At 69.1% G+C, this 21,047-nt stretch carries 18 protein-coding genes; 11 read left to right on the forward strand and 7 right to left on the reverse strand.

Annotated elements, in window-relative coordinates; genetic code table 11:
- The first annotated feature begins 5 nt into the window (after positions 1 to 5).
- The 4 genes from EFY87_RS01310 (at position 6) to EFY87_RS01325 (ending at position 3,646) form a co-directional block, all read left to right on the forward strand.
- Positions 6 to 614 carry an NAD(P)-dependent oxidoreductase gene (locus EFY87_RS01310; RefSeq protein WP_123269491.1) on the forward strand — a complete coding sequence of 203 codons (609 nt, stop codon included), beginning with the start codon at positions 6 to 8 and terminating at the stop codon, positions 612 to 614.
- Between the two features lie 69 nt (positions 615 to 683).
- Positions 684 to 1,475 carry an exodeoxyribonuclease III gene (locus tag EFY87_RS01315; RefSeq protein ID WP_123269492.1) on the forward strand — a complete coding sequence of 264 codons (792 nt, stop codon included), beginning with the start codon at positions 684 to 686 and terminating at the stop codon, positions 1,473 to 1,475.
- A gap of 158 nt (positions 1,476 to 1,633) precedes the next feature.
- Positions 1,634 to 2,059, forward strand: coding sequence for a superinfection immunity protein (locus EFY87_RS01320; protein WP_245988293.1), 426 nt, complete (start codon positions 1,634 to 1,636; stop codon positions 2,057 to 2,059).
- 99 nt (positions 2,060 to 2,158) lie between these two features.
- Entirely contained in the window at positions 2,159 to 3,646 is a 1,488-nt protein-coding gene (locus tag EFY87_RS01325) for a flavin-containing monooxygenase (protein ID WP_123269493.1), read from the forward strand.
- Here EFY87_RS01325 and EFY87_RS01330 read toward each other — a convergent pair.
- On the reverse strand, positions 3,616 to 5,331 hold the full coding sequence (locus EFY87_RS01330; RefSeq protein ID WP_342769089.1) for an MFS transporter: 1,716 nt from the start codon (positions 5,329 to 5,331) through the stop codon (positions 3,616 to 3,618). The two genes, EFY87_RS01325 and EFY87_RS01330, sit on opposite strands and share 31 nt — an antisense overlap.
- 4 nt (positions 5,332 to 5,335) lie before the next feature.
- Positions 5,336 to 6,052 carry an LppX_LprAFG lipoprotein gene (locus tag EFY87_RS01335; RefSeq protein ID WP_158607459.1) on the reverse strand — a complete coding sequence of 239 codons (717 nt, stop codon included), beginning with the start codon at positions 6,050 to 6,052 and terminating at the stop codon, positions 5,336 to 5,338.
- Positions 6,053 to 6,164: 112 nt separating this feature from the next.
- On the opposite strand from EFY87_RS01335, the gene EFY87_RS01340 reads away from it, so the two are divergent.
- The 3 genes from EFY87_RS01340 (at position 6,165) to EFY87_RS01350 (ending at position 9,492) form a co-directional block, all read left to right on the forward strand.
- Entirely contained in the window at positions 6,165 to 7,010 is an 846-nt protein-coding gene (locus tag EFY87_RS01340; protein ID WP_123269496.1) for an alpha/beta fold hydrolase, read from the forward strand.
- Entirely contained in the window at positions 7,010 to 8,275 is a 1,266-nt protein-coding gene (locus EFY87_RS01345) for an AGE family epimerase/isomerase (protein WP_123269497.1), read from the forward strand. The genes EFY87_RS01340 and EFY87_RS01345 overlap by 1 nt, the downstream gene beginning before the upstream one ends.
- A gap of 149 nt (positions 8,276 to 8,424) precedes the next feature.
- Positions 8,425 to 9,492 (forward strand): hypothetical protein, encoded by a 1,068-nt coding sequence (locus EFY87_RS01350; RefSeq protein ID WP_123269498.1) that lies wholly within the window; start codon positions 8,425 to 8,427, stop codon positions 9,490 to 9,492.
- Between the two features lie 64 nt (positions 9,493 to 9,556).
- Here the strand turns inward: EFY87_RS01350 and clpB are convergent, their stop codons facing one another.
- The gene (gene clpB, locus EFY87_RS01355) at positions 9,557 to 12,184 is read right to left on the reverse strand and encodes an ATP-dependent chaperone ClpB (protein WP_123269499.1); all 2,628 of its coding nucleotides are present in this window, start codon (positions 12,182 to 12,184) and stop codon (positions 9,557 to 9,559) included.
- Positions 12,185 to 12,864: 680 nt separating this feature from the next.
- Between clpB and EFY87_RS01360 the strand changes: the two genes are divergently transcribed.
- Genes EFY87_RS01360 through EFY87_RS01375 form a run of 4 tightly spaced genes read left to right on the forward strand, consistent with a single transcriptional unit; the run spans position 12,865 to position 18,139 of the window.
- Positions 12,865 to 13,485 carry an RNA polymerase sigma factor gene (locus tag EFY87_RS01360; protein ID WP_123269500.1) on the forward strand — a complete coding sequence of 207 codons (621 nt, stop codon included), beginning with the start codon at positions 12,865 to 12,867 and terminating at the stop codon, positions 13,483 to 13,485.
- Positions 13,482 to 13,970 carry a hypothetical protein gene (locus EFY87_RS01365; RefSeq protein WP_123269501.1) on the forward strand — a complete coding sequence of 163 codons (489 nt, stop codon included), beginning with the start codon at positions 13,482 to 13,484 and terminating at the stop codon, positions 13,968 to 13,970. The genes EFY87_RS01360 and EFY87_RS01365 overlap by 4 nt, the downstream gene beginning before the upstream one ends.
- A gap of 17 nt (positions 13,971 to 13,987) precedes the next feature.
- Positions 13,988 to 15,658, forward strand: coding sequence for a S8 family peptidase (locus EFY87_RS01370; protein WP_123269502.1), 1,671 nt, complete (start codon positions 13,988 to 13,990; stop codon positions 15,656 to 15,658).
- 27 nt (positions 15,659 to 15,685) lie between these two features.
- Positions 15,686 to 18,139, forward strand: a complete 2,454-nt coding sequence (locus tag EFY87_RS01375) for a CHAT domain-containing protein (RefSeq protein ID WP_123269503.1) — start codon at positions 15,686 to 15,688, stop codon at positions 18,137 to 18,139.
- Between the two features lie 10 nt (positions 18,140 to 18,149).
- Here the strand turns inward: EFY87_RS01375 and EFY87_RS01380 are convergent, their stop codons facing one another.
- Genes EFY87_RS01380 through EFY87_RS01395 form a run of 4 tightly spaced genes read right to left on the reverse strand, consistent with a single transcriptional unit; the run spans position 18,150 to position 20,970 of the window.
- Positions 18,150 to 19,157, reverse strand: a complete 1,008-nt coding sequence (locus tag EFY87_RS01380; RefSeq protein ID WP_123269504.1) for a GNAT family N-acetyltransferase — start codon at positions 19,155 to 19,157, stop codon at positions 18,150 to 18,152.
- Positions 19,158 to 19,197: 40 nt separating this feature from the next.
- Entirely contained in the window at positions 19,198 to 19,473 is a 276-nt protein-coding gene (locus EFY87_RS01385) for a hypothetical protein (RefSeq protein WP_123269505.1), read from the reverse strand.
- A 28-nt stretch (positions 19,474 to 19,501) separates the two neighbouring features.
- Positions 19,502 to 19,954 carry a heat shock protein transcriptional repressor HspR gene (locus EFY87_RS01390; protein WP_123269506.1) on the reverse strand — a complete coding sequence of 151 codons (453 nt, stop codon included), beginning with the start codon at positions 19,952 to 19,954 and terminating at the stop codon, positions 19,502 to 19,504.
- Positions 19,954 to 20,970 (reverse strand): DnaJ C-terminal domain-containing protein, encoded by a 1,017-nt coding sequence (locus EFY87_RS01395; protein WP_123269507.1) that lies wholly within the window; start codon positions 20,968 to 20,970, stop codon positions 19,954 to 19,956. The genes EFY87_RS01390 and EFY87_RS01395 overlap by 1 nt, the downstream gene beginning before the upstream one ends.
- Between the last annotated feature and the right edge of the window lie 77 nt (positions 20,971 to 21,047).

Consider the following 21,047-nt stretch of genomic DNA (forward strand, 5'->3'; position numbering starts at 1 on the left):
CAGACATGAAGATCGCAGTGGTCGGGGCCAGCGGGATGATCGGATCGCGCATCACCCACGAGCTGGCAGGCCGCGGACACGAGGTCACCGCCGTGACGCGCAGCGGCAGCGAGGTGGCCGACGCATCGACCAGCATCGCGGGCGACCTGGCCGACGCCGAGTTCGTGCGTTCCCTCGCGACCGGCCACGACGTCGTGGTGTCGGCGACCGGCCCGAGCCGCACCGGCGCGGACCACCAGATCTGGCTGGACGCGATGTCGACCGCCGAGCAGAACCTCGGCAGCACACGCTTCTTCGTCGTCGGTGGCGCCGGCTCGTTGCTCGTCGACGGAACGCGACTGGTCGATCTGCCCGACTTCCCGCAGGCCTACCGCGCCGAGGCGACCACCGCCGCCAAGGTGCTGGACTCGCTGCGCGCGGCACCCGAGTCGCTCGACTGGGCCTACCTCTCTCCCGCACCCGAGATCGCTCCCGGCGAACGGACCGGTGCGTACAAGGTGTCCGACGACACCCCGGCCGGCGAGCACATCTCGGCCGAGGACTTCGCCGTCGCCGTCTCCGACGAGATCGAGCAGCCGAAGCACCGTCGCGCCCGGTTCACCGTCGCCAACTGACCAGCGACCCGCCCGCGCCATGTGGGACGGGGCGACCGCGAGGTCGGTGCACTGTCGTAGGTTGGCCGGGTGCGCATCGCCACCTGGAACGTGAACTCCATCCGCTCCCGCATCGACCGGGTCGTGGCCGTCCTCGAACGCCACGACCTGGACGTGCTGTTGCTGCAGGAGACCAAGTGCCGCGACGACCAGTTCCCCGAAATGCCACTGACTGCAGCGGGTTACGAGGTCGCAATGCACGGCCTGAATCAGTGGAACGGCGTCGCGGTGGTCTCCCGTGTCGGCATCGAGGACGTGTCGGTCGGCTTCCCGGCCATGCCGCCATACGGCGACCCGCCGGTGGCGGAAGCGCGAGCACTCGGCGCAACCTGCGGAGGGGTCCGGGTCTGGTCGCTCTACGTGCCCAACGGCCGCGAGGTCGGGCACGAGCACTACGCCTACAAACTCGACTGGCTGAGCCGGCTGCGCGACGCCGCCACCGGATGGCTGGCGGAGGACCCGGAGGCGCAGGTGCTGCTCGCGGGCGACTGGAACATCGCGCCGCTGGACGAGGACGTCTGGGACGTGGGCTTCTTCGAGGGCAAGACCCACGTCACCGACCCCGAGCGGGCGGCGTTCCGCGCCGTCGTCGACGCGGGGTATGCCGATCTGGTGCGTCCCTTCACCCCCGGCCCGGGCACTTACACCTACTGGGACTACACGCAACTGCGCTTCCCCAAGCGGCAGGGCATGCGCATCGACTTCGCGCTCGGCTCACCGACCGTGGCCGCACGCGTCACCGATGCGTCGATCGACCGCGAGGAACGCAAGGGCAAGGGCGCTTCCGACCATGCTCCGGTGATCGTGACCCTGGACGCCTGAGCACGTTCGTCCGCTGGGCTGGCCTAGACTTCGAGGACTGCAGGGGCTCGATCGAGGGGGCGCACATGACCAACCACGGCGACTCGTCCGACGACGTCACACAGGGACTGCCCCGCTGGCGACGGGAACCCGTCGCCGCCACCACGCGTCATCTCAGGGTGTCAGCACACACGCGGCAGTTCGAGCAGCACGGGCAGGAGCCTGCCGGAGCAGGCGTCTACCGGACACCGCCCGGGCAGTACGGCCCGGCCCTGCCCGCACACCCCGTGCAGCCTCCCGTCCCGATGGCGCCGCCCGCTCCGGCGTACAGCTCGTTCGTGGCCGTAAGCCGTCCGGCCGCCTCGGGCACGGTCATCGTGATCGCCTGGATCCTCGCACTGTGCTCGATGCTCTACCTGCTGCCCTGGGCGGTCGCCGCGACCCGCAACAAGTCGGGCGAGATCGCGATCTTCCTGATCAATTTCTTCCTCGGCTGGACAGTCATCGGGTGGTTCGTTGCGCTGATCATGGCGTGTTGTCCCGAACCACAGACTCCCGTCGTGGTCATCAACCACGTCCCGCCGCCGCAGCCCTACTACCGCTGACGCTGAGTGACGCACTCCGTGCCGACTGACGCAGGTGCACCTGCACCACTCGGCGTTTCGTGCGTCAGTCGGTGCAGGCGCCCGAAGTAGCCTCGGACCATGAGTGCGCGCGTCGATCACGAATTGGTCATCGTCGGGTCGGGGTTCTCCGGCATCGGCATGGCCATCGCGGCGAAGAATCGCGGGCGCGACTTCGTGGTGCTGGAGAAGGGCGACGAGATCGGCGGCACGTGGCGCGACAACCGTTACCCGGGGTGCGAGTGCGACGTGCCGAGTCACCTCTACTCGTTCTCGTTCGAACTGAACCCCTATTGGTCCAAGGCCTACGCGACCGCGGACGAGATCCAGGACTACCTGCTCTACTGCGTCGAGAAGTACGACCTGCGCCCGCACCTGCGCTTCGGCAGCACCGTCGCCCGGATGACGTATGACGAGGGCCTCGCCGCCTGGCACCTGACCGTGACCGACCGGGACGGTGTCGCACACCGGCTCGTCGCCGGAGCCGTCGCACTGGGCGTCGGGGCGCTGCACGAACCGAGGCTGCCCGAGATCGGCGGGATCGAGCAGTTCCGCGGCGAGTTGATGCACACCGCACGCTGGGACGAGGGCGCCACCATGGTCGGCAAACGCGTCGGCATCGTCGGCACCGGCTGCAGCGCCGTGCAGGCGATCCCGCACCTGGCGCAGGACGCCGGCCGGCTGACCGTGTTCCAGCGGACACCGGCATGGGTGCTGCCGAAGATCGACCCGGCATACCCCGATTGGCTGATCGACCGATACGAGAAGCATCCCTGGCTGATGAAGGCGCACCGCGCCAAGCTGCGCGCAGCGGGCGACGTGCGCGTCGGCGGCTTCACCCGGGCCCCGTCCGCGCTCAAGGCGGCCTCGAAAGCCGCTCTGGCGAATATGCATTCGGCCGTGAAGGATCCGCAGCTGCGCGCCAAGCTGACGCCCCGCTACACGATGGGCTGCAAGCGCGCGACCATGTCCAACACCTACTACCCCGCGCTCGCCCGCGACAACGTGACGGTCGAGACGTCGCCGATCGAGTGCGCGAGCGCCGGCGGCGTGACCACCGCCGACGGCACGACATACGACCTCGACGTGCTGGTCTTCGCGACCGGGTTCGACGTCACCGGGTCCTACCGGCACCTGCACATCACCGGCCTCGGCGGACACACCCTGGAGTCGGACTGGTCGACCGACATCGACACCTACTTCGGCGTCACCGCGCCGGGCTACCCGAACCTCTTCTTCCTGCTCGGGCCCAACACGGGACTCGGGCACACGTCCGTAGTGCTGATGATCGAGGCGCAGATCGGCCTGATCAGCCGGCTGCTGGACGAACGCGACCGGCGCGGGGCGACCGCGGTGCAGGTGCGTCCGGAGATCGTCCCGGCCCACATGCGACAACTCGATGAGCGCAGTGCCCGGTCGGTCTGGGAGGAGGGCGGTTGCACCAGCTGGTATCTCGACGCGCGCGGCCGCAACCGGTTGCTGTGGCCGGGCAGCGTCGGCGACTACGAACGCAAACTGGCCCGGCCCGAGCTGGTCGACTACGAGTTCACCGGCTCGGCGACCGGCTGACTGGTGTCGCGTGCCCGGTGCACGTGCCGGCCCAGGAGCATCGCGAGCGCGGCCGCGACGAGGGCGACGACGGCCGCACCGAGGAACACCGTCTGGACCTGCAGCACGCCGGCGTCGGTCACCTGGGCCTTCGTCGGGTTGTGCAGTGACTGCACCCGGCCGTAGAACCGGTGCAGCCCGATCGCGGTGAGCAGCGCGAGACCGACGACCATCCCGATCATCCGCGCGACGACCAGCAGGGACGACGCCACGCCGTGCGCGGTCTGCGGTGCGTCGTGCAGTGCGGCGTCGTTGACCGGTGCGATCGCGAGCCCGACGCCGAACCCGGCAAGCACGAGCATCGCGGTGGGCAGCAGCCACGAGTCCAGCGTGTGCGCGCCCCAGGTCGACATCTGCAGCAAGGCGAGGCCGGTGATGAGCAGCCCGGGCGCCGCGATGAACGCCGGCCCATGGCGTCGCAGCAGCCAGCCGCCCAGGAGCGCGCCGACCGGCACCGCCACCAGGAAGCGCAGCAGCACGAGCGCCGCCGTGGTCTGCGAGTCGGTCATGGTGAGTCGTGCGAGGACGGGTATGTCGACGACGATCGCCACGATCGCCGTGCCGACACACACCGAGACCACGAGAGCCGGACGCACGCGACCGGTCACAACTCCGCTGGGAATCAACGGGTTCCGGATGCGCCGCTGGCGCCATACACACAGCGCGGCGGCGATCACGGCGAGCGGAAGCAACCACCAGCCGAGCGGGCCGACGACCTGTTTCTCGGGGTTGGAGGCGGCGAAGGTCAGCACCAATGCGCCCAGCGCGACCGCGATCAGCAACGCGCCGATCACGTCCACCCGGCGGGCGACCGGCCACCAGTAACGGACCGACAGCACGCACAGCACCGCGAGCGCGATCAGACCCCCCACGCCGATCGGCGTGAGCAGCCGGGAGGTGTGGTCGCCATACGGCACGAACGGCCCGCCCCACCGGATGGAGGTCGTCAGCGAGTCCGGGGCCCATAGCGCGAGGCCGAGGACCACGACCGTCGCGGCCCCGGCGAGCGCGGTGAGCAGGTGCCACCATCGGGGTATGGCGGGGCCGAGACGCTGCCGCGTGCGACCACGGCCGGTGACCACGATGCCAATCGCGAGCAGTATGCCGAGCAAACCGTTGAGCCAGAAGATCATTCGCCAGTCGGAGACCGCGAGGACGAGCGCACCGAGCAATGGCCCCACGACGCTGCCGATCTCCTGCACCGCCCCGACGACGCCAAAAGCCGCGCCGCGCCGGCCGGGTGCCCAGATCTCGGTGACGAGGGCCAGGGTTGCCGGGACAAGCCCACCACCGCCGACTCCCTGGAGGAACCGGCCGGTGACCATGACGGGGAGCTCCGCCGAAATCGCGGTGACCGCCGAGCCGACCACGAAGAGCGCGAGGCAGACACCGAGAATGCGCCGGCGGTCGACCAGATCGGTCAGCCGGCCGATCAGCGGGAGCACCGCGACATAACCCAGCAGGAATCCGGAGATGATCGGCGTCGCCTTCTGCAACGCGTCGACACCGAGACCGACGCCGTTCATCATGTCCTGCAGCGCCAGCACCACCACATAGGTGTCGGCAGCGGCCAGCGCGACGGCGATCGACGCGGTGCCGAGCAGCGCCTTGTCGCGAGTGGATGCCGCGGCGTCGGTGCTGGTCACTGCGCTACGGCGCGGAGATGGCAACCTTCTCGCCATACTCGCTGAAATCGACGGTGTAGGAGGTGTTCGTGGCGCCCGGGTAGAACTGGCCGGTGATCTCGGCCGACCGCAATTCACCGGTGGAGGTGATCAGGTAGACGGCCCGGTAGGTCTGACTCGAGTCGCCGAAGCTGAGCGTCTTCTTGATCGCGGCACCCGGCAGCGTGCCGGTGACGGTCTGCACGATGTCCTTGCCGTCGCGCTTCTTCGCGCCGAACTTCGGGGACTGCGTCGCGACGAGCAGGCTGGAGAAACCGCCGTCGGTCGCGAAGATCTGTGCAGGGTCCGGCGCGCCGAACTGCTTGGGGTCGATCTTGGACATCGTCGGGCTGAGCGGGGTTTTCGCCCAGACCGATCCGTTGACGGCGATGATCGGCACCGAGACGGTGCCGGCTGCCGGGATGCGCACCCCGATGGTGCCTTTGAAGGCCGGAGCGTGCGAGCCGTCACCCTCACCGTTGATCAGGCCGTTCTGGTCGGACGGGAGGTTGGCCGAACTCAGCTTCAGGTGAACCCCGGAGGTGTCGTCCAGGGTCTGCTTCGCCTTGGCGAGCGTCGCCGCGGGAGTCACCGTGCTGCCGCTGGCGGTCGATGCGGACTTCTTGCTTCCGCTGCTGCAGCCGGTGAGGGCGATGGTCGCCGCGAGCGCGAGGGAGCTCGTGACGGTCAGGGTGCGTCGCATGCAGTGCAACCTATCTTTACCGGATTTCGATGGGGCGGTGGCATCAGGTTGACGCACGGGAGCGGCATCCGGTTCCACACCATCCGGCGGCCGACTTCGCGACAATGCCGTCATGACTGGTTTGCACGTGCACCACGTGACCGCCGACGACGGAGCAGCGCTGACGGCATACGTTCGCGAGCCGTCCGGCGGGACCGGCTCGACGCTGGTGCTGGCGCACGGGTGGGTCCTCGACCACCGCTGTTTTCTGCCGGTGCTCGCGCATCTCGACCCGTCGCTGCGGGTCGTGCTGTGGGATCAGCGCGGGCACGGCCGGTCGACCCTTGCGAGCGGGTCGCGGCGGGTCGGCCGGCAGTCGATCTGCCGGCTGGGCGCCGACTTGCGCACGGTGCTGGACGAGCTCGCCCCGGGCGAACGGGTCGGACTCGCCGGGCATTCGATGGGCGGGATGACGATCATGGCGTATGCCGGTCTCGACCCGGACCATTTCGCCCGGAGGGTGCACGGCGTCGCGCTCGTATCGACCGCGGCAGGCGGGTTGCGGGGTAGCGGACGTCCCGGCGAGCGTGCCGTTCTCACCGTGCTCCGCCGGATCGGTACGCCGGTCGGCCGATGTATGACGGAAGCGAGGCTGCATGAGGCAGCCTTCGGCCGCGATGCCGACCCGGCCGACGTGCATGACGCGACGGTGATTGTGCGCGGCACGCGCATCAGCGTGATGTCGGGTTTCTACGATGCGCTCATGCGACATGACGAAGTCACCTCCCTGGCTGCGCTGCAGAACCTGCCGTGCCGGATCCTCGTCGGCAGTGGGGACCGGCTGACCCCGCCGCGGCTCGCGCAGCGGATCGCCCGCGCGGTGCCGACGGCGGAGCTGCGCACGCTCGATGGCCCCGGGCACATGCTCATTTGGGAGGCACCCGGTGAGGTCGCCGCTGCAGCCGAGGCGGTGCTGTGATGGAGATCGGTGGCGGCGCGGCCGGTGAGGCCGACGCGGGCGGCGTGCCGGCCGACGTGCAGCGCTCGATGCGCGCGGAGGCCGACCGGCTGCTCGACTTCGCGCGACTGTCCCGCACGGCGCGGGGCTTCGGCTGGCTCGGTGACCGTGGCGAGTTGCTCGACCGACCATTGGAGTTGTGGATCACCTGCCGGATGACACACTCCGCCGTCCTCGGATTGCTTACGGGGAGAAGCGAATTCGCCGCGCTGGTGGATCACGGTGTCACCGCCTTGCGCACCGTGTTCCGCGACGAGCGGCACGGCGGCTGGTTCGCCACCGTCGACGGCGCCACAGCGGCGCCCGTGGACGCGAGCAAGCAGGCCTATGCGCATGCGTTCGTGCTGCTCGCCGCGAGCAGCACCGTCGTCGCCGGCCGGCCGGGCGCGCGGGAGCTGCTCGACGAGGCGCGCGCCGTGCACGAGGAGCATTTCTGGAATGAGTCGAAAACCCGTGTGTGGGAATCCTTCTCGGCTGACTGGAGCACGACGGAGCCCTATCTGGGGATCAACCCGGTGATGCACACGGTTGAGGCTTTTCTCGCCGTGCACGATGTGACCGGCGAGCAGGTCTACCTGGAACGGGCGGAGGAGATGAGCCGCCAGGTGGCTCGGTGGGCCGGCGAGAGGGAGTGGCGCATCCCCGAGCACTTCGACCTCGACGGAGCGCCGCTGCCGGACTACAACAGGGAGCGGCCTGCCGATCCGTTCCGGCCGTATGGCGCGACCGTGGGTCACGCACTGGAGTGGTCGCGGCTGCTGCTGTCGGTAGGCGCCACACGTGCGGCGGCGGGGGCGGCATACGACACGGGGCTGGTGCAGGCTGCGGTATCGCTCGCTGATCGGGCCGTGTCCGACGGGTGGGCGACCGACGGCGCGGACGGATTCGTCTACACCACCGACTGGGACGGCCGGCCCGTCGTGCGCGCCCGAATGCACTGGGTGCTGTGCGAAGCGATCGCCGCGGCATACGCCGTGGGGCTGGTGACCCGCGAAAACCGTTGGGACGACTTGGCCGTCGACTGGTGGCGCTATGCGCGGCGCTATCTGATCGACGCCGAGCACGGATCCTGGCGGCACGAGCTCGATGACGCGAACCGCCCCGCGCACGAGACCTGGGTCGGCAAACCGGACGTCTACCACGCTCTGCAGATGTGCCTGCTGGTCGGTGACGGACTCCCCCTTGCCCCCTCCTTCGCGACCGCCCTCTCTCGCCGACCGGGGTAGATCGCCACCGAGCGGGGTACATCACCGGCCCGTCGACCAGGCCCGTTGTACCCCGCTCGATGCGGAAGTACCCCGCTCGGCGAGAAGGGTGCCGATCACTGTGGATAACTTCTGCGGTGAGCCGCCGTAGCGTGCCAGCCTCGTGGCCCATGCAGCGCTCACCTGGCCAACCCACCGTCCTGCCTGAGGATGCCGTTCGCCCGTACGCGAAGCAGCGCGACGCGCACGTCGAAAGTCTGCGCGCCGGACTTCATCTCGTCACGAAGGACCGGCTGCCGCGCAACGAGGTCCGACCATTCACCAAGTTGCGCCGAGGCGCCTACGCGTATGACGGACAGCAACTTGAAGAGGCGGACGCACTGATCCTGCTCGCCTGCGCGGTCGAGGCGAAGGCCCAAACGCCGCCGGTGTTCGCGCAGGGCACCGCGGCCGCGATCTGGGGATTTCCGGTAGTCGGCAGGATTCCGCATCGCGTCGAAGATGTGGTCCCACCAGACAGTCACGGCCGGGCTCCACAGGCACGACGGCGCCGCACCTCAATCGACGCCGACTACGTGATCATCGGTGGATTGCGTGTCACAACGTGTGAGCGGACCGTGATCGACCATGCACGCTACGCTCCTCTCGAATCGGCAATTGCCATGATTGACAGCGCAATTCGTTGCGGCGTGACCGCGAGGCGCGCACTGCTCGCCGAACTGGAATCGCTGCCGAAGGGCACCCGCGGCTGTCGAATGGCCACTCTCGCGGTCTACCTGGCGGACCCGAAGGCCGAGTCCGTGCTGGAGTCACTCAGCCGCGCACGGATGTTCCAGCTCGGACTGCCGCGGCCACAATTGCAGGTCGAATTCACCGACAGGCGGGGGCTGGTCGGTCGGGTCGATTTCTACTGGCCTCAGCTCGAGATCGTGGGGGAATCCGACGGAATGTCGAAATATGTTGCCGCTGAGGGCGTTTCCGCGCGCGAAGCCGTCGACGTGGTGTTGCGTGAGAAGGAGCGTGAGCTCCGGTTGCGGCGCAGCAACGGGGTGCGTGACGTGCTGCGGTGGGGATGGAATGACGCGCTCCGGCCTGGGCTGCTCTTCGAGGTGCTGGCTGCGGGCGGAGTGCGACCAGTGCTCGACGGGGGTTGGTCGTTACCCGACGGTCCGCTGCCACGCACCGCCTTCGCCGAGCGGGGTACATATCCGCCGAGCGGGGTAGAACGGCGGCCGTGATTGGGCCATCGTTCTACCCCGCTCGGTGCGGAAGTACCCCGGTCGGCGAGAGGGGTGGGGTCTGTCAGGCGGCGTCCGGGGAGCCGTCGGCCGGACCGGAGGCGCCGTCGGCCGGACCGGCAGCCGGCCGGACGGTCAGGCCGTCGCCGTCGGGGGCGGTGTCGATCGTGACGGTCTGCCCGTCACGGATCTCCCCACCGAGCAAAGCCCGGGCGAGCCGGTCGCCGATCTGCTTCTGCACCAGGCGCCGCAGCGGACGGGCGCCATACGCCGGGTCGTATCCCTCGTCGGCCAGCCACTGCTTCGCGGCGGAGGTGACGTCGAGGGTGATCCGCCGGTCGGCGAGCCGCATCGCGATCGCGTCCACCTGCAGATCGACGATCCGGGTCAGCTCCTCCTTGGTCAGCGCCTCGAAGATGATGACCTCGTCGAGCCGGTTGATGAACTCCGGTTTGAACGACTGCCGCACGGTCTGCATGACCGAGTCCTGCTTCTGCTTCAGGTCCAGCGTCGGGTCGACGAGGAACTGCGAGCCCAGGTTGGAGGTCATGATCAGAATGACGTTGCGGAAGTCGACGGTGCGGCCCTGCCCGTCGGTCAGCCGACCGTCGTCCAGCACCTGCAGCAGGATGTCGAACGTCTCCGGGTGCGCCTTCTCGACTTCGTCGAGCAGCACCACCGAGTAGGGGCGCCGCCGGACCGCTTCGGTCAGCTGACCGCCCTCTTCGTAGCCCACGTATCCGGGAGGCGAACCGATCAGCCGCGCAACCGCGTGCCGCTCGGAATATTCGGACATGTCGATGCGTATGACGGCCCGCGGGTCGTCGAAGAGGAAGTCCGCGACGGCCTTGGCCAGCTCGGTCTTGCCGACCCCGGTCGGCCCGAGGAAGAGGAATGAACCCGAGGGGCGGTCGGGGTCGGAGACTCCGGCCCGGCTGCGGCGTACGGCGTCGGACACCGCACGCACCGCGTCCCGCTGGCCGATGACGTGCTCGCCGATCCAGTCCTCCATACGCAGCAGCTTCTCGGTCTCGCCTTCGAGCAGCCGTCCGGCAGGTATGCCGGTCCACGACGAGATCACGTCGGCGATGTCGTCGGGCCCGACGTCTTCCTTGACCATCGGGGCATCCCCGCCGGCCGTCGACGTGGTCGACTCCGCCGCCTGGGCGCTGTCGAGTTGCTTTTCCAGGGCGGGCAGGTCACCGAAGCGGATCTTCGAGGCACCACCGAGGTCGCCCTCTCGCTCCAATTTGTCTGCCTGCGTGCGCAGTTCGTCGATCTGCTGCTTGAGTTCGCCGACCTGGTTGAGGCCGGCCTTCTCCTGCTCCCACCGGGCGGTGAGTGCGTTGAGCTCGTCCTGCTTGTCGGCCATGTCGGCCCGCAATTTGGCCAGCCGCTCCTTGGAGGCATCGTCGGTCTCGTTCTCCAGGTGCAACTCCTCCATCTTCAGCCGGTCGACGGCGCGACGCAGCTCGTCGATCTCGACCGGCGAGGAGTCGATCTCCATCCGCAGCCGGGACGCGGCCTCGTCGATGAGGTCGATGGCCTTGTCCGGCAGCTGCCGGGCGGTGATGTAGCGGTCGGACAGCGTGGCAGCGGCGACCAGTGCGGCGTCGCTGATGGCGACCTTGTGGTGCGCTTCGTAGCGCTCTTTCAGCCCGCGGAGTATGGCGATGGTGTCCTCGACAGAGGGCTCCCCGACATACACCTGCTGGAAGCGGCGTTCGAGTGCCGGGTCCTTCTCGATGTTCTCACGGTATTCGTCGAGCGTCGTCGCACCGACCAGCCGCAACTCGCCACGGGCCAGCATGGGCTTGAGCATGTTGCCCGCGTCCATCGAGGAGTCGCCACTGGCGCCCGCGCCGACGACGGTGTGCAGTTCGTCGATGAAGGTGATGACTTCGCCGTCGGAGCCTTTGATCTCCTCCAGCACGGCCTTCAGCCGCTCCTCGAACTCGCCGCGATATTTCGCGCCGGCGACCATCGCACCGAGATCGAGGGAGATCAATCGCTTGTCCCGCAACGATTCCGGGACGTCGCCGGCGACGATGCGCTGCGCCAACCCCTCGACGACGGCGGTCTTGCCGACGCCAGGCTCACCGATCAGCACGGGGTTGTTCTTGGTGCGCCGGGACAGCACCTGGACGACGCGGCGGATCTCGGAGTCGCGGCCGATCACCGGGTCGAGCTTGCCTTCCCGGGCGACTGCGGTCAGGTCGGTGCCGTACTTCTCCAGGGCGTCGAAGCTGCCTTCCGGCTCGGGGCTGCTCACCTTGCGCCCGCCACGGGTCTGCGGGATCGCCGCGACCAGCGCGTCGGCGTTCAGGCCGAACGCACCGGTCTGCGCGAGCGCGACCAGCAGGTGGTCGGTCGAGACGTAGCTGTCGCCCATCGACTCCATCGTCTGGCGGGCCTGCTCCAGCACGTTGGCGAACGTCCGCGACATGGCCGGCTGGGCGACCGAGGCGCCTTGTGCAGCGGGGAGCGTCCGGGCAGCCTGCTCGGCGGTGGCTCGCACGGCCTGGGCGGATGTGCCGATCGCCTCCAGCAACGGCCCGGTCGTGGTGTCGGTCTGCTCGGTCAATGCGAGCAGTAGGTGGGCGGGCTCCACTTGTGGGTTGCCCGCGCGGGTCGCCAGTTGTACGGCGTTCGAAACGGCCTCTTGCGCCTTGGTCGTCAGCTGCAGATCCACGTCTGTCGGTCTCCTTCGTCGGATGGTCATTCAGGGTGCGTGCCGACCCGACTGCCCCCCACCACCCTCGCGCGAGAAGCGCCCGGGCGGCAAGGACTGTCCGCGACACGCGGCTATCGATTCCAACAACATCAAAGTTGAGTCTATTCCGCTCAACTTTGGGTATGACGGCCGGGTGTCCGGCATACCCAACCGGGACATCGTGACCGAGGTGGGCACGACACCGGGATCAGCCCGGTCCTCGCCTGACACCGGGTGCGCTACCGGATCGTGAAAAATCTTTCGCCGGGTGTATCACCGCGGGGTCACGCCGCTCTTGACCGTCACCAAGGCATTCGACGCGACGGTTTGAGGTCGCCGTCAGCGCCGACGAATCGTCGGTGTCGAGGCTTGGTGCACGGACCGCCGGTTGTCGTTCGACCGGGGACTCGCGGTCTGTTGTCCGGGTTTGGGGGATTCCGGACAACAGACCGTGCGAGCGCCCCGCGTCCTGCGAACGAGAGCCGGTCGGGGGGCCTGTGCCCCGGGGCGATTGGGGGCCCCGGGCACGGGTGGTCCGATGAAATCTTTCAATCAGCTTCCGCACAGGCGGGATTCCGGTGGAAAATTGCGCTACGCGGTGTATCACCGGTGCCCGCCGGCGCCTCTTCGACGGCGTGACCAGACCACCGCCCGAGGTTATGACCGACTACACAGGCGAACCGACGACCGACGACCCGACGCCGGGCAGAGCGTCCGACGGCGTGCTGTGGCAGCAGGCAGCCGATCACTTCCTCCGCTACCGCGCGGGTGAGTCACGCGGACTTGACGACCTGGTGCGCCTGCTCACTCCGGTGCTGTGGCATGTCGTGCGCGCTTACGGACTGGATCGCCATCACGCCGAGGACGTTATCCAGACCACCTGGCTGACGCTCGTGCGGCGGCACGAATCCATCCGGCAGCCGCAGGCGGTGTCGTCGTGGATCATCATCACCGCCCGGCGCGAGGCCTGGCGGGCTTCGCGCGATGCCACGGCCGCCACCCCGATGCAGGACGAGGTGCTCGCCACTCGGGTGCCCGACGTCGAGTCCGCCGAGTCGCGGGCCGTCGCCAACGACGCGCATGTGCGCCTCTGGCGCGCGGTCGACAGCCTCGGCGACCGGTGCCGACGGCTGCTGCGGGTGATCGCCTTCGACGACCGGCCCGACTATGCCGGCCTCGCCGAGGAACTCGCGATGCCGATCGGCAGCATCGGCCCGACCCGCGGCCGCTGCTTGAACAAGCTGCGTGACGCACTGCGCGAACAAGGAGAGAGCCGATGACTGACGCGCCCACACCCCCGCCGGAGACCGACCCGCTCTGGGCCCAGCTGCGGGAGTTCTGGGAGGCGACCGACCCGGTGCCGGCCGGTTTGTCACACCGCGTGCTTGCGGCGATCGCGGTCGAGGACCTGGACACCGAGTTCGAGCTGATGCGGCTGCTCGACAGCACCGCCGATCTGGCCGGCGCTCGCTCCGTCGGCGATGCGACCGGCACGAGCCTGCGCACGTCGACGATCCAGTTCACCCACGACCGGATCGAGCTGCTGCTGCGCGTGAGTGTCCTCGACGAGGCCCACCGCCGCGTCGACGGCTGGATCGCCCCGCCACTCGCCCGGACCGTGACGCTGCGTCGCGAGACCCAGTCGTGGGAGGTCGCGAGCGACGCATCCGGGCGCTTCGAGTTCCCGTCCGTGCCGGTCGGCCCGGTCCGCCTGTGGCTCCACGGCACGGATGACTCTTTCACCACGACCATGTTCGAACTCTGACGAGGAGACCGAAGGCAATGACCCACGCAGGAGATCAGTTCACTGTGCACCTGGACGCCGGCCAGGTCGACCACGACCCGCCGACGCTGGCGGCGGAAGCACTCGAGCCAGTGGAGGGCCGCACCCTCGACCCGCGAAACTCATTGTCCGTCAACGGAATCCAGCCACGGCCAACGGTGTATGTCGGCTCGCGGCTCCTCGTGTCGTCGTTGCTCGACCAGGAGAAGACCCTCAAGCTGCTGCAGAAGTCCGCGAAGAAGCTGGGCTGGCAGGTCCAGGCGGATGAGCGCGGCCCGCAGGCGCGAGTGTGCGAGGACGAGGACATTCGCGCGGCACGGTGCACGCGACTGCCGTGGGCGACCGGCGAACTGGGTGTCAGCCGGTTCGTGGTGTCGGTGCGGGACGGCGCCGCGGCCGAAGCACCCGACGCGTGGGAGTTGCTGCAGCGGGCTCGCGCCGAACACGGCGTCGAAGCGCTCGCCGGCGTGGGGCTGGATCACCTGATGACGCCTGCGCCATACCCGCAGGGGTCGGAGCCTTCCCTCTCCTCGGACCCGTTCACCGCGTCCAACCCGTTCACGGCTTCGAACCCCTTCACCGCATCAAACCCCTTCACGGCATCCAATCCGTTCACCGCATCAAACCCGTTCACCGCGTCCGACCCGGCGGGCACGTATGCCGTGCCCGGCAGCGGCGGACGTCAGCCGGTCGCCTACACCGGGCCTGCGCCATACCGGCGGCCTGACGAGCAGTTGACCACCCGTCGCCCGGTCGTCGCGTTGCTGGACACCGGGTGCGGCGCGCACCCCTGGCTGGACGGCATTGTGCGCACGGATGTCGAACTCGACGGTCACCCGATCGGTTACACGGATCCGGCCACGCTGCCCGAGACGCACCCGGATCAGGTGGGCGCGCTCGACGGCACCCTCGACCTGCTGTCGGGGCACGGCACGTTCATCGCCGGACTGGTCCTGCAGAACTGCCCCGACGCCGACATCATCTCCTGGCGGGTGGTGGGCTCCGAGGGTCCGATCGCCGAGTCGGACTGGCTCAACGCGCTCACCCAGATCGGCGAGCTGGCACGGCGCGCCAGCGCTGGGGAACCAGGTGGCCAGGTCATCGACGTGCTGAGCCTGTCGATGGGTTATTACCACGAGACACCCGCGGACGTGCTGTTCGACCCGACCATCCTCGAGGTGCTGAACAGCATCGCCGCCTCGGGCACGACCATCGTGTGTTCTGCGGGCAACGACTCCACCGCGCGCCCGTCGTTCCCGGCGGCGTTCTCCGCCGAGTCGTTCGCCGAGGGCGCCTCGCGCGATGTCGCGCCGATCATCTCGGTCGGGGCACGCAACCCGAACGGGACGGTGGCGCTCTTCTCCAACTCCGGTGATTGGGTGCGCACCTATGTGACCGGCGCCGCGTTGCTGAGCACGATGCCGGCCTTCCAGGGTGGCCTGCAGCCGGTGGCTCGCACGGTCGCCTTCGGCCTGGTCCGCGAGTCGATCGACCCGGACGATTTCCACGGTCATTTCGCGATCTGGAGCGGCAGTTCCTTCGCCGCACCCGTCCTCGCGGGTCAGCTGGCAACGGCGCTCCAGGAGCGTCTGCCCGCTGTCGGCATCGACGAGGATCGGGAGGCAGCGGTGAACCGCTCGTGGGAAGTTGCCACCGCGACGCTCGCGTAACGGGGTGCGCACCGTCATGATGGCGGTGTGCTCAGTGCCGAAGAACTGCACGATCGCGGTCTGGCTGCGTCGAATTCGGGACGCCGGGCCCTGGCGGTCCGGCTGCTGGATCGCGCTGCGACACGTACCGGCGATCGGCTTCTGCTTGCCCGGATCGAGCTGAGCCGTGCCTACGTCTCCTACGAGCAGGGCGACCTGGCGACCGGCCTGACGCTCTGCGAGCAAGCGCTGACCCGCACCGACGACGCGACGGTGCTGGCACTCGCGCACAGCCAGCTGGGCGTGCTGCACGTACGCGCGGGCAACGGCGACCGGGCGCTGGAGCACCTGCACAACGCCCTGGCCGGTGATCGCCTGCGCGGCGTGGAACGCGGCCGGGTGCTGCTCAATCGTGGCGTGGTCTGGCTGCAGCGGGGACATCTTGCCGCGGCCGCGGCCGACTTCGATGCGGCGGCGCGTGATTTCGACGCTGCCGGTATGCCGGTCGACGCCGCGAAGGCGTTGCACAACAGCGGATACACCCGGCTGCTGGCCGGTGACCTGGTGGAGGCGCTGCAGCAGATGGACCAGGCGCGCGCGGTGCTCGCGCCACTGTCGGCGACCTTCCGGGCGGTCTGCGACCAGGATCGCGCCGAGGTGCTCGTGGCGGCCGGGCTCCACCGGGAGGCGCGCGCGACGGTCGGCGCGGTGGCTGCGGCATATGGCCGATCCCGCCTTTCGCAGTTGCAGGGCGAGGCCGAGCTGGTGCTCGCGAGGCTGCAGTTGCTGGAGGAGCCAGCAGCCGCGCGCGTCGTGGCGCGCCGGGCGGCTCGACGCTTCCGGAGGCGCGGCAGCGATGTGTGGGCGGACCGCGCCGACGCGCTGGAGCTGGCGGCCGACGTGGGGTGCGGGAGCCACTCCGGCTCCGTGGTGCGGCGCGCCGACACGATCGCCGGGCGGTTGCGCGCCGACGGTTTGCGGCACGACGCCCGCACCGTGGAACTGCAGGCCGCGCGAGCGGAGATCCTGCAAGGAGACGTCGCCGCAGCGGAGCGCCGGCTTGCCAGGATCCGGCTGACTGACCAGGCGCCGATCACTCAGCGGCTGCTCGGCCGGGAGGTGCGCGCCGAACTCGCCGCCGCGCGTGGGCGTCGGGGTGCGGCGACTCGGCAGGTGCGGCTCGGCCTGGCCGACCTGCACGCGTGGCAGTCGTCATTCGGCAGCTTCGACCTGCAGACTTCACTCGTCGGACACGGACAACGGCTGGGGTTGCAAGGGATTCGGCTGGCACTGGCCGACGGCCGCCCTCAGGCGGTCTTCGAGTGGTCCGAACGTGCAAGGGCGCTCAGCAGCCGCGTGTCCCCGATCCGCCGCCCGGCCTCGGCCGAAGCCGCTGATGGGCTGGCCGAGCTGCGGCAGTTGCGGACCGAGCACAGCGGATCGCCCGACCAGCTCAGCCCGCGGGAGCGGGAGTTGCAGGCGCGCATCCGGCGGCTGGCCTGGAACGGGCCGGGTTCCGGGGTCGTGACCGAGCCGGTCAGTTGGGGTGAGATGCGCGCTGCGCTCGACGACGACTCCGTGCTCCTCGCGCATCTGTCCGTCGACGACCGGCTGCATCTGCTCGTCGTCAGCGGTTGTCATGCAGATGTGATCGCACTCGGTCCCGTCGCGGAGGCGAAGCGGCTGCTGGCCGGGCTCCGGGCCGACCTGGACATGGCGGCCAGCCGGTTGCCTGAGAGCTTGCACAGGTCAGTGCAGGCGTCGTTGCATGCCCGGCTCGCTGCTCTGGACGAACAACTCCTCGCGCCGGCGCGTGGGCTGCTGGCAGGTATGCCGGACGCACGGGTGGTGCTGACCTCGACCGGAGCCCTGGCCGGTCTGCCGTGGAGCATGCTGCCCAGCTTGTCGGGCCGGTCCATCAGCCAGCCGCAGACGGCCACCCGCTGGGTCGCCAGCCGGACGCCGAAACCGTTGCGGTCCGCGGGATTTGCTGCCGGGCCCAACGTGCCGCGCGCGGCCGAGGAGGTCACCCGGTCGGCAGCAGGGTGGCGGCGGGCGCGATCGCTGATCGCACCGGACAGCACCAGCCAAGCGGTTTCCGCCCTGGCCCAGTCCGTCGACGTGCTGCACGTGTCCGCACACGGGCGACACGCCGCGGACAACCCGCTCTTCTCGGGTCTGCAGCTGAGCGACGGCGACTGGTTCGGCTACGACATCGACCAGCTCGAGCGCATCCCGTCCCTGGTCGTGCTCTCCGCGTGCGAACTCGGCCGGTCGACGGTGCGGTGGGGTGAGGAGGCAGTGGGTATGACGACCGCCTGGCTGCACGCCGGCGCACGCTCCGTGATTGCCGCCCCGGCCGCGGTCAACGACGACCAGGCGTGCGAGCTGCTGACCGAGGTGCACCGCCTGCTTGCGGCCGGGGTCTCGCCGTCGGAGGCGCTGGCTGCAGCAGCAGGTAGCGGCGGATCACCGTTCCAGTGCTACGGATCAGGCTCGTGAGCGAGCCGCGCTAGCTCTTGCCGATGTCGATCGTCCACTCGGTGAGAGTTTCGACAGCCTCGAAACCGAGCTCGATGTTGATCGAGACCATGTGCTCGTTGTTTTCCTCGTTCGCGGTGTGCACGAACGGGTGGCCGGGGTGATCCCGTTGCAGCAATTGCAGATTCGCGACCTTGACCGCCATACCGAGCCGGTGGCCACGGTGCTCGCGGTGAACGTAGGTGCCGAGTTGGGCTACCGATGCGGTGGAGTCGAAGGCCAGGTCCGTATGTGCGGCGACGACACCTGTCGCCTCGTGAATTGCCAATGCCGAGAGGCGGATGCGCTGTTGCTTCGCCTCTCGTGCGTAGGTATGTGCCAGCCGTTCGGGCGTGATGACCTCGGCCTCGAACTCCACGTCACCCGACGGGGCGTCGACGGCGAGCAGACTCATCAGGTCGGCGAGTCCGGGCAGCAACTCCTCAGGGACGCCACCGGCATACGTCAGGATGCGGTATCCGGCGTGACGCCCAGCCGCGTCGGCCGCGAGCCGCGCCAGCCGATCGTCCGGCACCGGGAGCGGCAGGTGCCGCACGACCTCGCGCCAGGCGGGCGCGAACCCGAGCGACCGGGCGAAGCGCGCGTAACCGTGATCTTTGCCGTCCGCCGCAGGAGTCGAGGATTCGATGAACAACGTTGTCCGGCCAAGCTGCTCCATCCGCGCGACGGCGTGCCGGACGAGCTGGGTGCCGAAACCGCGCCGCCGATCCGCCGGCTGCACGTCGACGTCGGCATACACCTTGTCGCGGTTGTCCTGTGCCGGCACAAACAGCAGGCTGGTGCCGGTCATCCGCCCGGCAGCGTCGAAGCAGCCGTAGAGTTCACGCGGTTCCTCCGGGTCGGGGTCGCGCATGCCCACCGCCCAGGAGTTGTATGGCGAAGGCGAAAACCACGGCCGGGCAAAGCCTTTGGCAGCAACACCGATGTCATAGACCTGGCGCATGTCGCGCTCGTCGAAAGGGTCAATCAGCCGGATCACTCGTCCAGGCTGGCAGGTGGCCGCAACCCCGGCAATCGAATTAGCCCGCTGTCGAACGGTGTTCGTCGAGCCAGCCGTCGTGTTCGGCCGCGAGGGCGCCGAAGCGCTCCGCGAGCGCGCGGGCCACGGCACCAGCCGGGTCGTCGATGGTGTCGAGCAGCACCTGGACGGTCCAGTCCGCGGCTTCGGCGTCGTCCTCACCGGCGAGCGCCTCCCGCACCACCCGGACCTCGGTGAAGTTACCCTCCTCGAGGAGTCCGTCGGCGACGAACTGTGCGGTGTCTCGCTCCGGGAAGACCATGAGGTACTCGATCATGGGAGCCACTGTGCCAGGTCGGGACAGCTCAGGTTCGGCTGCGCCATACGACCAGGGCACGTTCGGAGCGGGTAGGGGCGACCCGCTGACCGGGCCGCAGCGCGGTTATCTGTCCGTCCGGACCGGCAGCGAACACCCGGCCGGCGCCCAGGTTGCGCTGGCCCGCGAGTTCGTCGGAGAGCTCGCGAACGCGCGCTTGCAGGGCCTCGACCTGGTCCTCCAACTGCAGGATGCGGCGGATGCCGGAGAGGGACACGCCTTCGTCCTGGGAGAGCTGCTGCACCTTGGCGAGAACCCGCAGGTCATGGACGGAGTAACGACGTCCGCCGCCGCGCGTGCGGGACGGCGAGACCAGACCCAATCTGTCGTACTGGCGCAGGGTTTGGGCGTGTATGCCGGCCAGCTGCGCCGCCGCCGAGATGGCATAGATGGGTGCGTCGTCCGGTGGCGGCGTGTCACCACGCCAGGATGAACGCACCATCACTGTGCCGCCTTGGCCGCGAGTTCGGCGCGCGGATCGACACCGCCTTCACGGTCTTGCCGGGCCAGGGTCTCGACGGCCTTCTTGGCTTCGCCGTCGAGCTTCTCCGGGACGACGACCTGCACGGTGGCGATCAGGTCACCCGTGGCGGACTTGGTCGTGATGCCCTCGCCTTTGACCCGCAGCTTGCGGCCGGAGGGCGTGCCCGCCTTGATCTTGACCTTGACCTGCTTGCCGCTGAGTGTCGGCACGGAAACCGTTGCGCCCAGGGTGGCTTCGGCGAAGGTGACGGGCAGGTCGACGGTCAGGTTGTTGCCGTCGCGGTGGAAGACCGGGTGCGGCTGGACGGTGACGTGCAGCAGCAGGTCGCCGGTGGGACCACCGTTCGGACTCGGCTGGCCCTTGCCACGCAGCCGGATCGTCTGACCGTCCTTGACGCCGGCGGGGATCCGGGTTTTGATGGTCTGCCCGTTCGCGGCCTGCAGCGAGAGGGTCTCGCCGTTCGCGGCGTCCCGGAAGCTGACAGTGGTGCGGGCCTCGACGTCGGCGCCCTTGCGGGGGCCGGCCTGGTAGCCGCCGTATGGCGAGCCGAAACCGCCACCACCACCGCCGAAGTGGCCGAGTATGTCGTCGAGGTTGATCTGCTCGCCGCCGCCCCCGGTGGAGAAGCGGACGTTCTGGCCGCCGCCACCGCCGCCGAACATCGACCCGAAGAGGTCCTCGAAGCCACCCGCGCCGCCGGCGCCGCCCGGGCCGCCCGCGGTGAAGCGTGCGCCGCCGCCGACCATCTGTCGCAGCTGGTCGTATTCCTGGCGTTTCGCCGGGTCGGACAGCACCGAGTGCGCCTCGCCGATGTCCTTGAATTTCTGCTCCGCTGCCTGGTCACCCGGGTTCTGGTCCGGGTGCCACTTGCGGGCAAGTTTGCGGTAGGCCTTCTTGATGTCGGCCTCGGACGCGTCCTGCGGGACGTCGAGGATCTTGTAGAAGTCCTTCTCGAGCCAGTCCTGGCTAGCCATGCATCACTCCTTGAAGTTGAAAATCGTTGATCGAGTGGGGGTTTCGCGTGCTGCTCGCCCCCACTCGATCAACGACT

It is taken from the genome of Flexivirga caeni (assembly GCF_003724155.1).
In the GTDB taxonomy this organism is placed as follows: domain Bacteria; phylum Actinomycetota; class Actinomycetes; order Actinomycetales; family Dermatophilaceae; genus Flexivirga; species Flexivirga caeni.

What these genes read in the sequence shown, in the direction of transcription:
- EFY87_RS01310 (WP_123269491.1), top strand. Translation starts at nt 6, where the DNA reads ATGAAGATCGCAGTGGTCGGGGCCAGCGGGATGATCGGATCGCGCATC.
- EFY87_RS01325 (WP_123269493.1), top strand. Translation starts at nt 2,159, where the DNA reads ATGAGTGCGCGCGTCGATCACGAATTGGTCATCGTCGGGTCGGGGTTC.
- EFY87_RS01335 (WP_158607459.1), bottom strand. Translation starts at nt 6,052, where the DNA reads ATGCGACGCACCCTGACCGTCACGAGCTCCCTCGCGCTCGCGGCGACC.
- EFY87_RS01340 (WP_123269496.1), top strand. Translation starts at nt 6,165, where the DNA reads ATGACTGGTTTGCACGTGCACCACGTGACCGCCGACGACGGAGCAGCG.
- EFY87_RS01345 (WP_123269497.1), top strand. Translation starts at nt 7,010, where the DNA reads ATGGAGATCGGTGGCGGCGCGGCCGGTGAGGCCGACGCGGGCGGCGTG.
- EFY87_RS01350 (WP_123269498.1), top strand. Translation starts at nt 8,425, where the DNA reads ATGCAGCGCTCACCTGGCCAACCCACCGTCCTGCCTGAGGATGCCGTT.
- EFY87_RS01360 (WP_123269500.1), top strand. Translation starts at nt 12,865, where the DNA reads ATGACCGACTACACAGGCGAACCGACGACCGACGACCCGACGCCGGGC.
- EFY87_RS01365 (WP_123269501.1), top strand. Translation starts at nt 13,482, where the DNA reads ATGACTGACGCGCCCACACCCCCGCCGGAGACCGACCCGCTCTGGGCC.
- EFY87_RS01370 (WP_123269502.1), top strand. Translation starts at nt 13,988, where the DNA reads ATGACCCACGCAGGAGATCAGTTCACTGTGCACCTGGACGCCGGCCAG.
- EFY87_RS01385 (WP_123269505.1), bottom strand. Translation starts at nt 19,473, where the DNA reads ATGATCGAGTACCTCATGGTCTTCCCGGAGCGAGACACCGCACAGTTC.
- EFY87_RS01390 (WP_123269506.1), bottom strand. Translation starts at nt 19,954, where the DNA reads ATGGTGCGTTCATCCTGGCGTGGTGACACGCCGCCACCGGACGACGCA.
- EFY87_RS01395 (WP_123269507.1), bottom strand. Translation starts at nt 20,970, where the DNA reads ATGGCTAGCCAGGACTGGCTCGAGAAGGACTTCTACAAGATCCTCGAC.